This window comes from Dethiosulfatibacter aminovorans DSM 17477, from assembly GCF_900142005.1.
GTDB lineage: Bacteria > Bacillota > Clostridia > Tissierellales > Dethiosulfatibacteraceae > Dethiosulfatibacter > Dethiosulfatibacter aminovorans.
The window spans coordinates 59,119-75,731 of record NZ_FQZL01000016.1 but is presented as its reverse complement, the minus strand read 5'-3'; the positions used below and the strand labels follow the sequence as shown (position 1 = coordinate 75,731).

Sequence of the window (16,613 nt, the reverse complement as noted above, 5' to 3'; positions counted from 1 at the left end):
GCGGAGGAAAGTTTCTTTTGACGCATAACACTAAAGGGGTTATGTATTTTTGACTTTCCTAAGGTGGAATAATTCTTGCGATCCGAATAATCATCAATAATTAATGAAATAGTGACAATGATGGATTTGATAAAATGCCATTGGATTTTTTGTGCAGGAGGAAACTGTGAATATAAATGAATTGAAGGATATGAAGCTGGTAGACCTGAAGGAACTTGCCAAAGAAAAGGGAATACACAACATATCCAAGTACAAGAAAAGCGAACTGATTGAAGAAATCAAGAAAAATCTTGAAAAAATCAAAATCCAGGATGAGAAGGAGAAGTACAAGAGCAATCTTCCCGACAGACTCAACGATGAAGTGGATAAAAGCGAGGAGATTCTTGAAGCTACCGGGATACTTGAACTTCATACGGACGGTTACGGATTCCTGAGAAGGCACAATTACCTTTCCAGCGAAGAAGATGTATATGTTTCACCGTCCCAGATAAGAAGATTCAGGATGAAGACCGGAGACAAGGTAAGCGGAATTACAAGACCTGCCAAACAGGGAGAAAAATACAAGGCTCTTCTTTATGTAAAGAAGATAAACGACCTCAATCCCGAATCTGCAGTTAAAAGACCGGACTTTGACAAGTTGATACCTATCTATCCGGAAGATAGAATAAAGCTTGAAACAAACCAGATGCAGCTGTCAATGAGAATAATAGACATAGTGGCTCCGATCGGAAGGGGGCAGAGGGGAATGATAGTGGCTCCGCCGAAGGCAGGAAAGACGACCCTTATGAAAAATGTTGCAAATGCAATAGCCGAAAACCATCCCGACCTCGAGATGATTATTCTCCTCATAGATGAAAGACCTGAAGAGGTAACTGACATGCAGAGGTCTGTAAAGGGAGATGTTGTTTATTCAACCTTTGACGAGCTTCCAAGGCACCATATCAAAGTTGCCGAAATGGTTCTTGAAAGGGCCAAGCGTCTTGTTGAGCACGGCAAGGATGTGGTAATACTCCTTGACAGTATTACAAGACTTGCAAGGGCATACAATCTTACCATTCCTCCAACGGGAAGAACATTGTCGGGAGGACTTGATCCAGGAGCCCTTCACAGTCCTAAGAGATTCTTCGGTGCAGCAAGGAACATAGAAGACGGAGGAAGCCTTACCATACTTGCCACTGCCCTTATTGAGACGGGAAGCAGAATGGATGATGTAATCTTCGAGGAATTCAAGGGAACAGGAAACATGGAGATACATCTTGACAGGAAATTGTCTGAAAAGAGAGTATTCCCTGCCCTTGACATCAACAAGTCAAGTACGAGGAGAGAAGATCTGCTTCTGGACCAGCATGAACTTCAAACCGTGTGGTATTTGAGAAAAGCTTTGAGCAGTTACCCTACAGATTATGTTACTGAAAAATTCCTGAGCGGTTTAATGACTACAAGGAACAATAGGGAATTCATTGACAATGCACAGAAGATAATGAATTTGGACAGAAATAAAAATTAATCAAAAAAGATATTGATTTGATATACTACCTATGCTATAATTTTATGGTGTAAAAAAACGAGATTAATGTATCATTTTAGATATAAGCATATTTGGAAAGAGGTGAAAAAGCATGAAAAAAGATATACAACCTGATTACAAAGTAGTAAAAGTACACTGTGCTTGCGGCAACACTTTTGAAGCTGGTTCTGTAGATGATGAAATCAGAGTGGAAATTTGTTCCGAATGTCATCCTTTCTTTACTGGAAAGCAGAAATTTATCGACAAAGGTGGACGTGTTGATAAATTCAAGAAGAAATACAACAGATAAGTCAAACTTAAGCTGCAAATCAAAATACGGCCTTGATGGCCGTATTTTTTTTGTCAAAATTCCTGTCGGAATCAAATGAAGAGAAAGGTGTGTACGGTCTGGAAACAGCTTATCTGGTGGACAGTCAACTTGATTAGTATTATAATAATAATACGGATTGATTCATTAAAGTGAAATGATTGAGCGGGTGGGGTGAAATTTAGGCATGGTGAAAAACAATTTAACGGACCACAGTGTTGACAAAACAATCATCAGGCTCACCATTCCCATGATATTCGGAATGTTAAGCATGGTTATATTTAACCTGACGGATACATATTTCATAGGTAGGCTGGGCACGGATCAGCTGGCGGCCATATCCTTCACCTTTCCAGTAGTTTTGATAATAGGCAGTGTTGCTCTTGGAATGGGCATTGGAACGGCATCCATAGTGTCGCGGGCAGCAGGGAGCGGAGATCATAAGAAGGTCATGAAAACGGCTACAGATGGAATTTTTCTGTCCGTATGCTTTGTCATTATAGTGACTGTACTTGGCCTTAAAACCATAGACGAGGTGTTTACAGCCCTTGGGGCAGGAAATGATGTACTGGGATATATAAGGGAGTATATGTCCATATGGTATCTTGGCATGCCCTTCGTAGTGGTGCCCATGGTGGGAAACTATATAATAAGGTCACTTGGAGATACGAAGACACCTTCGATCATAATGGCCGTAGCGGCTACTGCCAATATAATAATGGATCCTCTCTTCATATTCGGCATCGGTCCATTTCCTGAACTTGGAATAAGGGGAGCAGCACTTGCAACGGTACTTGGAAGGATAATTACTTTTATAGTGTCATTGTACATCCTCATGTTCAGGGACAAGGTTGTGAAATTCAGAATCAGGGAATTGAATGACGTCTTTGATTCATGGAAGAATATACTCTATGTCGGTGTGCCTGCCGCCATAGTGAGAATCATAACGCCCGTAAGTGCGGGAATAATAACAAGGCTCATATCTGCATACGGCTACGAGGCTGTAGCGGGATATGGAGTGGGAACAAAAATAGAATACTTTCTCCTGGCCTTTGTCAATGCCATGGCCAATGTCATGGTGCCTTTTGCAGGCCAGAATTATGGTGCAAGAAAAGAATATAGGATAATCGAAGGAATGAACTATGTAAGAAGGACCATGTTCAAGTACGGCATTTTTATTTTTGCGACGATGATGATTCTTGCAGACGATATTGCGCCTCTTTTCAATGACAGTAGTGAAGTGAACAAAGTCACAGTACTATACCTCACAATTCTTCCCATAGGATACGGATTCCAAGGGATGCTTCTCAACAATGCATCGATTCTAAATGCTGTTAACAAGCCTCTTTATGCTGCGCTTTTTTCCTCCGTCCAGATGTTTGCAATATGCATACCGCTGGCAATAATCATGTCGAATCTCATTGGGATAAAGGGGATTTTTATTGCCCTTCTCATATCCTACATGATAAGCGGCAGCTTTTCGTATGTATTCACAAAAAAGGCAATAAGAACAAAAAGGATGGAATAGTTGCATAATTCATATGTTTTGTATAAATATTCTGCATAAAATATTATGCTTTATTTGACTTTTTTATCAGTTCGGTATTTTTCGGTATTTTTTTGTATTTTTTCGTACCCGGTCTTTATAATATAGTAATTTAAAGGATAGATATGTAGTATTTTTTAATATACCAAAAACAATCAGGAAAAGAGAGGTAATTGGCGAAAGAACCGATTGTTTGTTGAATCTTGATTTTCTTATTCAGTAGGTGTATAATTATTAAGTACTCATTCTATGATATACCAAAAAACAAAAGAAAGACAAGAAAGGGGCGACAATTTATGGATTATGGTTGGTTGGCGGTTCTACCACCGCTGGTAGCGATTATTTTATGTTTCGTGACAAAAAGAGTTCTTATTTCATTGTTTGCAGGTATTTTTACAGGTGCGATAATCATTTCAGGCGGAAATCCTCTGGCAGCAGCAGGGTATTCTCTTGAGACAATAGTTGCACAGGTTACAGATGATTGGAATGCAAGACTTTTACTATTCAACCTTCTGATGGGTGCTGGAATTGCATACATTTGGAGATTGAACGGAAGCAAGGCTTTGACGGACTGGGCCAGAACAAAGATCAAAACAAAAAAAGGTGCGTCTGTTGGAGCATGGCTGTTAGGTATTATAGTGTTTTTTAACGACTACTGTAATGCAGCAATAGTTGGAAATGTTTTTAGGGATATTTCTGAAGAACATAAGCTGTCTTCAGAAAAGCTTTCCTACATACTGGATTCAACTGCTGCGCCGGTAGCAACATTTTTTATTTCGGACTGGATTGCATTCCAGATAGGTATGATAGGTTCAGGAATGGAAGTTGCTGGAATCACAACTGAGCAGATAACTCCGTTTGCTGCGTATGTAAGCAGTATACCTTTAAACCTATATTGTATCTTTGCTGTAATCTTCGTCGGCATAGTATCATTTACAGGAAGAGATTTCGGTCCTATGCTGAAGGCTGAGACAAGAGCAGTAAGAGAAGGAAAGATAAACAGAGATGGTGCGAGCCCAATGATGGATGTAGGTACGGAGCTTGGAGAACCTGTTAAGGACGCAGTGCCAAAAATCAGCACTTTCTTTATCCCTATTATCTCACTTATAGTAGTGACTCTTATTGGATTCTACTATACAGGTCTTTCACCCGAAACCCAGGGAATGGGTTTGATGGAAATACTTGGAGCGGCTGATGCGGCTACTGCACTTCTGTGGGGTGCATTTGCCATGACGCTTTCAGGTATAGTTATGGCTCTTGGAACTAGAACAATGAATGTCAAGGACACTATGGACAGCCTTATTGACGGTATGAAGCTCATGCTTCTTGCCTGTATCATCCTTACTCTTGCATGGTCCCTTGGATCGATAACAGGAGATATGGATCTTGCAGGATTCATAGTCACACTTCTTGGAGATTCTTTGAGCTTTGCAATGATACCAATAGTAATATTCCTTTTTGGTATGGGAATATCATTCGCTACCGGAACATCATGGGGAACTATGACAATACTGACTCCTATAGCAATACCGCTAACCTACAAGGTTACTGGCGACTATCAAACTGCAGTTATGATGGCGGGAGTTGTATTCTCAGGAGCAATATTTGGAGACCATTGTTCACCAATATCTGACACAACAGTTCTTGCATCAATATTTGCCAGTGCAGACCATATAGACCACGTATCTACACAGATACCATATGCACTTCTTACAGCGGCTACAGCTCTTCTGATGTATATAATTTACGGAGTAGCAGGAATATCGCCATTGGTATTGATACCAGTCGGTATAGCATTGATGACAGTGGCATTGTATGTTGTGGGTAAGAATGTTGATGAAGTTGCCGGCGTTAAGGCCAAGGCAAACTAATAAGAAAGATATAAAAAGTATTACAAAGTATAGTACGATTAAAAAATAAAAAATATGATTTTGTCTTCTTTTGGCCGGCTCTTTGGAGCCGGTTTTTGGGTGTGTGGAGTTCTAATTATGCACGGGTTAGAGAATTCATAATAATCCCTACCTGCTCACTCGACACGACAATCTTGGATTGATAAGGATGATTATCGAGCCTCGAATTCACGACCTCGGAATTATTCTGATTTCTCTTTGTGGCGGTTATGGTTTTTATATTTGCAAGGTACTGGTTTAGTGAAAATATTTTGCGCAAAATATTTTGCTTAAGGTGCGCAGGAATGATATAATGATGAAAGAAGATGGAAACAATTATGCATAATTAGAATTTTGGGGAATAAATATACCGGAAAGGTGGTTTTTTATTGAACAGGTTGAAGATATATGAAGAGATACTTTCGAGGTTGGAGGAAGGTGTCCATGTTGTGGATGACCAGGGGAAGACCTTGATCTACAATGAGGCCATGGCGTCAATAGAAGGGATGACTGCGGAGGATGTGCTGGAGGAGAATCTTCTAAAGATTCTTCCTGCCCTTGGGTACGAGAGTACCCATATGGAGGTCCTTAGAAGCGGAAAGGCCATAGAGTCCAAGTATCAGGAATACATATCCAAGCAGGGAAAGAAGATCGCTGCCGTTAACTCAACATATCCAATATTCGAAAACGGTGAAATCGTTGGGAGTGTTGAAATTTCAAAGGATATAACTTTCATGAGGAACATGTCCGACAGGATGATAGACCTTTATTCCGAGATTGAAGACAAGAAGTCGGGTACCTTTTCTTTTGACGATATAATTGGAAAGTCAAGCGCCATGCAGAATATAATGAAAAAATGCAAGCAGATTGCAAAGTCTTCCTCCAATGTTCTCATAATTGGAGAGTCGGGAACTGGAAAGGAGATGTTTGCCCAGAGCATCCACAATGCAAGCCTCAGAAGGGACAAGCCCTTTATAGCGGAGAACTGTGCAGCGATACCTGAAAACCTGCTTGAAAGCATCCTTTTCGGAACGACAAGGGGAAGTTTCACAGGAGCAGAAAACAAGGAAGGTCTCTTCAAACAGGCAGATGGAGGAACTCTAATGCTTGACGAGATAAATTCCATGCCGCTTTCCCTCCAGGCAAAGATATTGCGTGTGCTGGAGACAGGCTCCTTCAGGCCCATAGGTTCAAACAGCGAGCAGCATGTGGATGTGAGGATAATAGCCGTTACAAACAAGGATCCCCTTGAGCTTGTAAAAGAGGGAAAGTTCAGGGAAGACCTTTTCTACAGGCTCAGTGTAGTGAATATAAGGGTTCCAAACCTTCAGGAAAGAAAGGCAGATATACCTCTCATAGCCGATTTCTATGTGGAATATTATGAAAATGCCCTCCACAAGAAGATTGCAGGCATTTCAGATGATGTTCTCAAGTTTTTCAAAAAATATGACTGGCCCGGCAATGTAAGGGAATTGAAGCATATAATAGAGGGGGCTGCAAGCATGATAAGCAGCGGCGAAGAAATAAGGCTGATCCATCTTCCTTATTACATAAAGAGCAAGTTCAATATTGAAATCGAGGAGATGGAGGAAAATTATATCAAATCAAGCATAAGGTCTTTGAATGAAGGAAGAAAGACCCTTGAGGAGGTCCTTTCCGAGGTGGAAAAGGATATAATAACCAGCCTTCTTGATGAAAATGGAGGCAATATAACAAAAACCTCTGAGATTCTTGGAATCAAGAGGCAGGGGCTTCAATACAAGCTTAAAAAATATAAGGTATGAAAATGATGAGGCCTATTATGACGGACATGATTGAAGCTATTAGAACGGCTCCGGCAGCAGTGTCCTTCACCTGTTCCGCTTTGGGATGATATTCGCTGGTCATGAAATCTACCAGTCTTTCTATGGACGTGTTTACTATCTCGAGTATGAGAACCAGAGAAGATGTCAGTATGAGTGCAATCCATTCAATCTCTGATATTTGGAAGCAAATCCCCAAAGAAACTGCTGCTGCAAGAAAGAACAGCTGGATCCTGAAGTTCTGTTGTGTATGTATGGCATATCTTATTCCATTGCAGGCGAACCTGAAGGAGTTTATTAGTCTTCTCATGATACCTTCCTTGTTTTTGGCTACAAAACAATCATAATCCCTACAGCGAAAAAAGTCAAAAAGCAAAATATTTTGCGCAATTTAAAGCAAAATATTTTGCTTTTATTTTGTTTGCAGGAAAGTGAAAAAAACTTGCAGGCCCTAGCTGTTGAAAATAGCGGGTCCATAAAAATTGTGCAGATTTCAAAAAGTTGGCACGCTTTGTGCATTGTATATTGGCAACTAAAAAAATAAAATTGTATTCTGGGAGGAACACAAATGGAAAACGTGAAAATAGCAATTTGGGGATTTGGAGCAATGGGAAGCGGAATGGCAAGAATGCTTGCTACCAAGAAAGGTGTAGAAGTTGTAGGCGTTTGCGATATGCATCCTGACAGAGTAGGCAAGAACATGTACGACGTACTTGAAATTGAGCAGGCTGGAAGACCTGATGCAATAATCAGGGACAAGATCGAAGACGTAGTATATGAAGGAAGCTGTGATCTTTGTCTTATAGCTACAGATTCTTTTACTAAGAAAGCGTTCCCTAAGATTAAATATGTACTTGAGCAAAAAATCAATGTTATATCTACAGCGGAAGAAATGGCTTACCCACAGGCACAAGAGCCTGAGCTTGCGAAAGAGATTGACAGGATTGCTCTTGAAAACGGAGTGTCTGTACTTGGAACAGGAATCAACCCTGGACTTATCATGGATCTTTTGGTTGTATGTCTTACAGGATGCATGACAAATGTAGAGTCTCTGGAAGCAAAGAGGGTAAACAGTCTTTCTCCATTCGGACCTGCAGTTATGGAAGAGCAGGGAGTTGGAATGCCACTTGACGAGTTCAACAAGAGAGTTGAAGAAGGAACAATGGCGGGACACGTTGGATTTGCAGAGTCTGTAGGCATGATAGCAGATGCAATGGGATGGAAGGTTGACAAGTTCGAGCAGCAGATGAAGGCAATCGTAACTGATGTCGACAGAAAGTCGCCATACGGATTCGCAGCAGCTGGAGACGTAGCAGGAGTAAACATGACAGGACAGGGATACGTTGACGGAGAAGTTAAAATCGACATGATCCACCCACAGCAGATCGAGCCTGAGCAGGTTGGAGTAAACACTGGAGACTACATCACTATAAAGGGAACACCGGAAGTGAACATGTCAATCACACCTGAGGTTGAAGGCGGACTTGGAACAATAGCAATGTGTGTAAACATGATTCCTCTTGTAATAAATGCAGATGCAGGACTTAAGACTATGATAGATCTTCCGGTACCTAGAGCCATAATGGGAGACTTCAGAGACTATATCAAAGGGGAAAGAAAATATGAAAGCATTCAAAGGTAATTGGGTAAGAATCTACGATGTAGTTCTTACAGCAGATGAAAGGGCACCTCAGGTGCCCGATGACACCAAGAGCGTTCCTCTTGAAATGTGGAACAAGGGTTTCTTGGTTGATGATGAAGCTGAAATAGGAGACAGGGTAACAGTTGAAACATATATAGGCAGAAGAATCGAGGGTGAACTCATTGAAATCAACCCTGCTTATGACCATAACTATGGAAAATGCATACCTGAACTTTTATATATCGGAAGACAGACAAGAGAGCTTCTAGAGGAAGGTGAGTAGAATGAAAACAACTGATATGGACATGAGTTATGAAGCTGTAATGGCAAGAAAATCAGAAATAATGAAGGCGTCAGTAGGCATAGACTATGCTGAATTCGAATCGGGAAGCATAGCATTCGATTTCGAAAGAATGATGAAAGAAACAGGGTATACCCTGGAAGAGATGAGAGAAATCCAGAGAGAGACGGGTGTTGGCAACACTCCAATACTGGAACTGAAAAATTTTACGGCACTGGCAAGAAAATATGCACCTGAGGGCAAAGGGGCAAGAATATTCCTGAAGGATGAGGCATCCAACCCATCAGGAAGCTTTAAGGCAAGAAGAGCGGCAATAAGCGTGTACAACGCAAAGAAACTTGGATACAAGGGTGTTATAGCTGCAACAAGCGGAAACTATGGAGCTGCAGTTGCATCCCAGGCATGTATGAGAGGACTTAAGTGTATAATAGTTCAGGAATGCTATGACTCACAGGGAAAGGGACAACCTGAAATAATCGAGAAGGCAAGAAAATGCGAAGCCTACGGAGCTGAAGTTGTACAGCTTTCAGTAGGACCGGAGCTTTTCTACCACTTCCTCAAGCTTCTTGAAGAAACAGGATACTTCAATGCATCACTCTACACTCCATTCGGAATAGCAGGCGTTGAGACTCTTGGATATGAAATAGCAGAGCAGATGATGGAAAGAGAAGGAAGACTTCCGGATGCAGTAGTTGCTACAAACGCAGGAGGAGGAAACCTTACTGGAACTGCAAGGGGACTTATAAAGTACGGAGCTACCGATGTTGAGATAATAGGAGCGAGTGTGGATCTTAAGGGTCTTCACATGGCAAGCGATAAGCAGTTCAACAAGAAGTCATTCACTACGGGACATACGGGATTTGGAATTCCATTTGCAACATGGCCTGACAGATCGGACGTACCAAGGTCTGCAGGAAGACCTTTGAGATATATGGACAGATATGTAACGGTGAAGCAGGGAGAGGTTTTCTATACAACTGAAATGCTCGCCCAGCTTGAAGGACTTGAAAGAGGACCTGCCGGAAACACTTCACTTACGGCTGCATTCTCACTGGCTCAGGAGATGGACCAGGACCAGATAATTCTAGTTCAGGAAACAGAATACACCGGAGCAGGAAAACACATACTGCCGCAGCTTACATTTGCAAAGGAAAACGGAATAGAGATATTCAGAGGAAATCCTGCTGATTCGGAAAACGGAGTAAACATAATACTTCCTGACAACCCCGGACTTATAAAAGCGGTGGATCTTGACATACTCAAGATGAAGAGATCATACGTCAAGAACTGTATTGAAAATACAGGGGTGAAGAATCCTACTGAAGAAGATATGGAATTCCTTGCAGAAGATACAAAATCAACCAAGGTTTACATTTCGAAAATACTTGAAGAAATATAAAAAGAAAGGATAAGAACATATGAAAGGTTATTTGAAGAGAGAAGACGATTTTACCACTAGAAGAGTTCATATTGCAGATTTAAGCGATGCGGAGTTAAAGGAAAGGTTCTGGCAGCTGGCAGAAGAGGCTGTCGCTCCACTTTTGGATATGGCAAAGACACACACTACACCATCAGTTGAAAGATCTGTTCTTTTGAGAATGGGATTTTCAAGTATTGAAGCACAGCCTATAGTAAACGGAGTCATGGAAAGAGGACTTATGGGCAAGGGCGCAGGCCATGTAGTATACAGAATAGCAAAGGAAAAGAATATTTCTGTAAGACAGGCAGGACTTGAAATGATAGATGGAAAGCACTGGGATGATGCAGTGGAAATATTCAAGGGAGGACAGAAGTAATGAGTGAAGTAACGAAAAAAGGTATAGATATAAACGAAAAAATGGACATTAGGGAAATCCTGAGCGACCTTGAAAGCTACAGACCGAGAAGACGAGGATGGACTTGGAGAGAAAAGGTTGAAAACCTTGAAATGGGCGGACACATATATTCCGACTGCTCAAAGCCTCTTAAGAATTCAATAGGTATACCTGCGGCTGTTCAGTACTTTGAAAATCTTGATCCTCAGCCTCAGGAGGTAATCACTACGGAGATAGCTTCAGGAAGATTCGAGGACGACATAAGAAGAATGAGAATGGCTGCATGGCACGGAGCTGACCATATCATGGTTATCAGAACTGCAGGACAGTCTCACTACGACGGTCTTATAGAAGGATCTCCACAGGGTATAGGCGGCATCCCTGTAACAAGAAAACAGGTAAGGGCTCAGAGAAAGGCTCTGGATATGATAGAAGATGAAGTAGGAAGACCGATAAACTACCACTCTTACGTATCAGGTGTTGCTGGTCCGGATATTGCAGTAATGTTTGCAGAGGAAGGCGTAAACGGAGCTCACCAGGATCCCCAGTACAACGTTCTTTACAGAAATATTAACATGGTAAGGTCTTTTGTGGATGCAGCAGAGTCAAAGAAGGTAATGACATGGGCTGACATCGCTCAGATAGATGGTGCTCACAATGCCAATGCAACTGCAAGGGATGCATGGAAGGTTATGCCTGAGCTTATGGTTCAGCACGCTATCAACTCAATCTTCTCATACAAGGTTGGAATGAAGAAGGAGAACATCTGTCTGTCAACAGTTCCTCCTACATCAGCGCCTATTCCTTGTACAAAGTACGACCTGCCATATGCAGTGGCTCTTAGAGAACTTTTCAGCGAATACAAGATGAGAGCTCAGCAGAATACCAAGTACATAACTTCATCATCAAGGGAGGCATCTGTATCACACGTTCTCAATATGATGATATCAAAGCTTACAAGAGCAGACATTCAGTCTACAATCACTCCTGACGAAGGAAGAAACGTGCCTTGGCACATATACAACATAGAGGCCTGCGACAATGCCAAGCAGACTCTTGTAGGACTTGACGGATTAATGGAAATGGTAGAGCTCAAGACTGAAGGATTCCTTCCTGAAAAGGTTAGAGAGCTTAAGGAAAGAGCGGTTCTTTATTTCGAAGAGCTTCTTGAAGTCGGCGGATACTATGAAGCGGTTGAAAAAGGATTCTTCATTGACTCCGGAATGTATCCTGAAAGAAACGGTGACGGAATAGGAAGAAAGATAGAAGGCGGTCTTGGAGTAGGTACTGTATTCGAAAGAGATGCAGACTATATGGCACCTGTTACTGCCCACTTTGGAAACAACAACGTAGAGCAGTACGGTGGAAGTCCTGAGGACCCAGCAGCCCTTATCGACGGATGTACATTTGAAAAACCTGAGAAGATAATCTTCATCGACGAGCTTGACGAGAACGACAATGTATACCTGAGAATGGATGAAAACGAAAAATACAGAAACTCAAACATGATCAAGCCTGAAATGGAATGGCTTGCTGACGGAACAGTAGTTCTTGAGCTTGTTCTTCCGACAACAAAGAGAGTTGCAGAGTTTGCTGCAATAGAAATTGCTAAGAAGATGAACATGGTAGAGCCTGAGGTTATCCATGCTGAGGTTCTTCATCCTACAGAGGGAATCAGGGTTCAGCTTAAGGGCAAGATAGATATCGATGTAGATATCGACAATCTTGACATACCTGAAGAACATGAAGTAATGGGATTTGAAGAGCTGTGGGACGAAGTTGAGAAGGCGCCACTTAAGGTTGTAGCAGGTACAATCGGACAGGATGAGCACTCCGTTGGTCTCAGGGAAGTAATAGATATCAAGCACGGTGGAATAGAGAAATTTGGTATAGATGTTGAGTACCTTGGAACATCAGTACCTGTTGAGAAGCTTGTGGATGCCGCAATAGAGCTTAATGCAGATGCAATACTTGCTTCAACAATCATCAGTCACGACGATATCCACTACAAGAACATGAAGAGAATACATGATCTTTGTGTAGAAAAGGGAATTAGAGACAAAATCATGATTGCTTGTGGAGGAACACAGGTAACGCCTGAAATCGCTGTTAAGAACGGTGTTGATGCAGGATTTGGAAGAGGAACGAAAGGAGCTCATGTTGCAACATTCCTTGTTAAGAAAAGGAAGGAAATGCAAAATGAAAATTGATGTATTAGTTGCTGAAATAGGAAGTACTACTACTGTAATAAATGGATTCAATAATATAGGAGGTCCCTGCCCGATTTTTGTCGGGCAGGGACAGGCTCCTACAAGTGTTTACGAAGGTGATGTGAACATTGGTCTAACACAAGCCCTTGAAAGCATGAAGGAAAGCCTTGGAGTAAAGGACCTGAGCTATGACAGGTTCCTGGCCACAAGCTCCGCTGCAGGAGGTCTTAAAATGACTGTCCACGGACTTGTCTACGACATGACTGTAAAGGCAGCAAAGGAAGCCGCCCTTGGAGCAGGAGCCAATATTCACATGGTGACCTCCGGCAGGCTGAGAAGGACGGAAATCAAGAAAATAAAGGAAATAAACCCAAACATAATCCTTCTAGCCGGAGGCGTTGACTACGGCGAGAGGGATACTGCCATTTATAATGCGGAAATAATCGCAGACCTTGGTTTGGACGTTCCAGTCATATATGCAGGAAACATCGAGAACCAGGATGAAATAAGAGAGATATTCGAAGAAGCGGGCATGGAAGTATTCATAGTGGACAATGTCTATCCGAAGATAGATCAGCTTAATATTGCCCCTACCAGGGAGGTAATACAGGATGTGTTTGAAAAACACATAATCCATGCTGCAGGAATGGAGAAGGTAAGGGATCTTGTAAACGGGTCCATAGTGCCCACTCCCGGAGCAGTAATGCTTGCATCACAGCTGTTGTATGAAAAGATAGGAGACCTTGTGACCTTTGATGTGGGAGGTGCAACAACAGACGTGCACTCCGTCACTGAAGGTTCCGAGGAAATAAGCAGGATACTTATAAGTCCGGAACCAAAGGCCAAGAGGACTGTTGAAGGCGACCTTGGAGTATATGTAAACATGAAAAACATTGTAGAGCTCGAAGGTGTTGAAAATATTGCAAAGAAAATGAAAACGACAACAGGCGAAGTCGAAATGCTCATAGACAGGCATATGCCTATACCAAAAGACGACCGACAGAAGGAATTCGTGGAAGTACTGACGGAAAAGGCGGTATGCACTTCACTTTTAAGGCATGCCGGTCAGTTCAGGGACCTTTATTCATCGGCAGGAAGAAAGAAGGTTGCCGAAGGAAAGGACCTGACAAGCATTCAATATATAATTTGTACCGGAGGGGCTTTGACAAGACTGCCAAATAGGGTTAAAATTATACAAAACGCTTTGGCAAGCGGCAAGGGAAACGAGATGTATCCAAATGAGGATGCAAGAATCCTTATAGACAACGACTACATCATGGCGTCCCTTGGTGTAATGTCAAAAGAATACCCTGAAGCTGCCTTTGGCTTGATGGAGAATTCCCTTCAGCTGGAATCAAGCTGTCTGTTGAGCAACAAGGTGGCAAAGGAAGCATAGGAGAGCAGTTAATATGTATCCAAGAATACTGATAGATTTAAAGAAAATTGAAGAAAATGTTGATGTAATATCAAGCAAGTGTTCGGCAAGAAACATCTGGGTGGCGGGAGTGACCAAGGTCTTCTGTGCAGACAGCAAGATCACCGATGCAATGATAAACGGCGGAGTCACCTATCTTGCGGATTCGAGAATACAAAACCTGAAGAAGTTTGAAGGGATTGAGATCCAGAAGTACATGCTGAGACTTCCCATGATGTCGGAAGTTGAGGATGTTGTAAGATACTGCGACGTATCCTTGAACTCGGAATATGAAACAATCAAGGCAATTGACAAGGTTGCAGGAGAACAGGGTAAGGTACACAAGATTATTCTCATGGCTGACCTTGGAGACTTGAGGGAAGGCATTTTTGACGAGAACGAACTTGTAAAGACTGCAGGAAAGATTCTTGAACTTAAAAACATCCAGCTTAAGGGAATAGGCACAAACCTTACCTGTTACGGAGGGGTTTTGCCGACTGAAAAGAACCTTAACAAGCTGATAAATCTCAAGAAAGCAATTGAAAAGGAATACCATGTAACAATAGACCTTGTGTCCGGAGGCAACTCAAGCTCCCTGTACCTCATCGATGAAAACAGGATGCCCGAGGACGTCAACATGCTGAGAATCGGCGAAGCCTTTGTTCTTGGAAGAGAAACAACCTATGGAAACAGAATCCCCGATACCCATGACGACACCTTCGTCCTTGAGGCTCAGATAATTGAGCTGAAGGAAAAGCCCTCGCTGCCAATAGGAGAGCTTGGGATGGATGCATTCGGCAATCATCCTGAATTTGAGGACAAGGGAATCATGAAAAGGGCAATATGTGCAATAGGAAGACAGGATATTGATCCCGAGGGACTGATATCCGTTGATGCAAGGATAGACGTCATAGGAGCAAGTTCTGACCACCTTATCCTTGACATGTCTGCAGCAGGAGATAGTTACAGGCTTGGGGACACAGTGAAGTTCAAGCTTACCTATGGAAGTCTTCTTAAGGCATTCACATCTGAGTATGTGGAGAAGGTATACGTATAACAGATATTTGCATTGACTTTACCGGGCATTTCAAATATTATATTTAGATATCAATGACGTTAGGCGACTATGATACATAGTCGCTTTGTCTTTGTTTTAAAGATTCAATCAAGAATTAATGAATTATTGGAGAATTTATGATCAATATTAGAGATGCATATGCCAAATATATAATTGTTCTGGCACCCATAGCATGGGGGCTCAACCCCTCATTCATGAAAATTGCATACAAATATGTGAACCCGCCTATGATGAATTTCATAAGGCTCATGATGGCATTTGTTTTCTTCTTGTTATTCTTGAGGACGACAAATAGACTGAGGCAGGAGAACCTGTGGAAGGTGGCCATGGATACCAAGCTTCTAATGTTCATTTTCGTCATTTTCCAGGTATGCTACTCCATAGGTATAAGCATGGTTACTGCATCCATAACAGGGATAATCTTTGGAATGCTTCCCGTTACGGTGCTGGTGATAAACCTTGTCACTGGTGATGAGAAGGTACGGGGAAAGACCGTTGTCAGTGTCATAATGTCTATTGTGGGAGTTGTAATTATAGTAATGTCAGGCAAAAGTACCGGTGGAAGCATATCCTTTATCGGTGCAGCCCTAGTGCTGATGGCACAGATATCCTACGGCATCTTTACCGTTGAGTCAAAGAAGAAGGTACGGTATCACAATCCGGTCGTTATGACAACAGTTGCAACAATACCATCGGCAATAGTGTTTCTGGTCCTTTCCTTCAGGGACCTCGCAAGCTTTGACTACGGGACCATCCCTATGGAAGGATGGATGGGCATGGTATTCGCAGGAGTCGTAGGCATGGGAATAGCAAATGCCATATGGATGTGGGGAGCTGGAAAGATAGGAAGCACAAGGCTGTCATTATACAACAACCTTAATCCAGTTGCGGCGTTAATAGGAGCTTTCGTAATGCTGGGAGAGAGACTGAGTCCTTGGCAGTACTTTGGAGTTCTGGTGATTTTCTCTGCAATACTCCTTAGCCAGTATCGACCAAAGGGTGAAAGGGATAATGTGACTGAAATCTAGACGGATTAATAGTAATAGCGGTGTAGAAAATAGATATTATTGTATGAATAACAT

Annotated in this window: 14 protein-coding genes; 13 read left to right on the top strand and 1 reads right to left on the bottom strand. The window is 42.1% G+C overall.

What is annotated here, in order from left to right; translation table 11 throughout:
- Positions 1-166: 166 nt before the first annotated feature.
- The 5 genes from rho (at position 167) to BUB05_RS11250 (ending at position 7,054) form a co-directional block, all read left to right on the top strand.
- The gene (rho, locus tag BUB05_RS11270) at positions 167-1,507 is read left to right on the top strand and encodes a transcription termination factor Rho (RefSeq protein ID WP_073049718.1); all 1,341 of its coding nucleotides are present in this window, start codon (positions 167-169) and stop codon (positions 1,505-1,507) included.
- A 112-nt stretch (positions 1,508-1,619) separates the two neighbouring features.
- Positions 1,620-1,817 carry a 50S ribosomal protein L31 gene (gene rpmE / locus BUB05_RS11265; RefSeq protein ID WP_073049717.1) on the top strand — a complete coding sequence of 66 codons (198 nt, stop codon included), beginning with the start codon at positions 1,620-1,622 and terminating at the stop codon, positions 1,815-1,817.
- A 205-nt stretch (positions 1,818-2,022) separates the two neighbouring features.
- The gene (locus BUB05_RS11260) at positions 2,023-3,363 is read left to right on the top strand and encodes an MATE family efflux transporter (protein WP_073049716.1); all 1,341 of its coding nucleotides are present in this window, start codon (positions 2,023-2,025) and stop codon (positions 3,361-3,363) included.
- 314 nt (positions 3,364-3,677) lie between these two features.
- On the top strand, positions 3,678-5,252 hold the full coding sequence (locus tag BUB05_RS11255) for a Na+/H+ antiporter NhaC family protein (RefSeq protein ID WP_094762875.1): 1,575 nt from the start codon (positions 3,678-3,680) through the stop codon (positions 5,250-5,252).
- A 407-nt stretch (positions 5,253-5,659) separates the two neighbouring features.
- Complete coding sequence (locus BUB05_RS11250) at positions 5,660-7,054, top strand: sigma-54 interaction domain-containing protein (RefSeq protein WP_094762874.1); 1,395 nt, start codon at positions 5,660-5,662, stop codon at positions 7,052-7,054.
- Here BUB05_RS11250 and BUB05_RS11245 read toward each other — a convergent pair.
- Entirely contained in the window at positions 7,035-7,382 is a 348-nt protein-coding gene (locus BUB05_RS11245; protein WP_073049714.1) for a diacylglycerol kinase family protein, read from the bottom strand. The two genes, BUB05_RS11250 and BUB05_RS11245, sit on opposite strands and share 20 nt — an antisense overlap.
- Before the next feature lie 258 nt (positions 7,383-7,640).
- On the opposite strand from BUB05_RS11245, the gene ord reads away from it, so the two are divergent.
- The 8 genes from ord to BUB05_RS11205 all read left to right on the top strand — a co-directional run bounded on the left by ord (position 7,641) and on the right by BUB05_RS11205 (position 16,559).
- On the top strand, positions 7,641-8,714 hold the full coding sequence (gene ord, locus BUB05_RS11240) for a 2,4-diaminopentanoate dehydrogenase (RefSeq protein ID WP_073049713.1): 1,074 nt from the start codon (positions 7,641-7,643) through the stop codon (positions 8,712-8,714).
- Entirely contained in the window at positions 8,695-8,997 is a 303-nt protein-coding gene (gene ortA, locus BUB05_RS11235; RefSeq protein ID WP_073049712.1) for a 2-amino-4-oxopentanoate thiolase subunit OrtA, read from the top strand. Before ord ends, ortA begins: the two co-directional genes overlap by 20 nt.
- A 1-nt stretch (position 8,998) precedes the next feature.
- On the top strand, positions 8,999-10,414 hold the full coding sequence (gene ortB / locus BUB05_RS11230; RefSeq protein ID WP_073049711.1) for a 2-amino-4-oxopentanoate thiolase subunit OrtB: 1,416 nt from the start codon (positions 8,999-9,001) through the stop codon (positions 10,412-10,414).
- 19 nt (positions 10,415-10,433) lie between these two features.
- The gene (locus BUB05_RS11225; protein ID WP_073049710.1) at positions 10,434-10,811 is read left to right on the top strand and encodes an ornithine aminomutase subunit alpha; all 378 of its coding nucleotides are present in this window, start codon (positions 10,434-10,436) and stop codon (positions 10,809-10,811) included.
- Positions 10,811-13,039 (top strand): D-ornithine 4,5-aminomutase subunit OraE, encoded by a 2,229-nt coding sequence (gene oraE / locus BUB05_RS11220; protein ID WP_073049709.1) that lies wholly within the window; start codon positions 10,811-10,813, stop codon positions 13,037-13,039. The genes BUB05_RS11225 and oraE overlap by 1 nt, the downstream gene beginning before the upstream one ends.
- Positions 13,029-14,435 (top strand): GlmL-related ornithine degradation protein, encoded by a 1,407-nt coding sequence (locus BUB05_RS11215; RefSeq protein ID WP_073049708.1) that lies wholly within the window; start codon positions 13,029-13,031, stop codon positions 14,433-14,435. Before oraE ends, BUB05_RS11215 begins: the two co-directional genes overlap by 11 nt.
- A gap of 13 nt (positions 14,436-14,448) precedes the next feature.
- Positions 14,449-15,510 (top strand): ornithine racemase Orr, encoded by a 1,062-nt coding sequence (gene orr, locus BUB05_RS11210; RefSeq protein ID WP_073049707.1) that lies wholly within the window; start codon positions 14,449-14,451, stop codon positions 15,508-15,510.
- Positions 15,511-15,647: 137 nt separating this feature from the next.
- A complete protein-coding gene (locus BUB05_RS11205) occupies positions 15,648-16,559 on the top strand; it encodes a DMT family transporter (RefSeq protein WP_073049706.1) in 912 nt (303 codons plus the stop codon).
- The last annotated feature ends 54 nt before the right edge of the window (positions 16,560-16,613 follow it).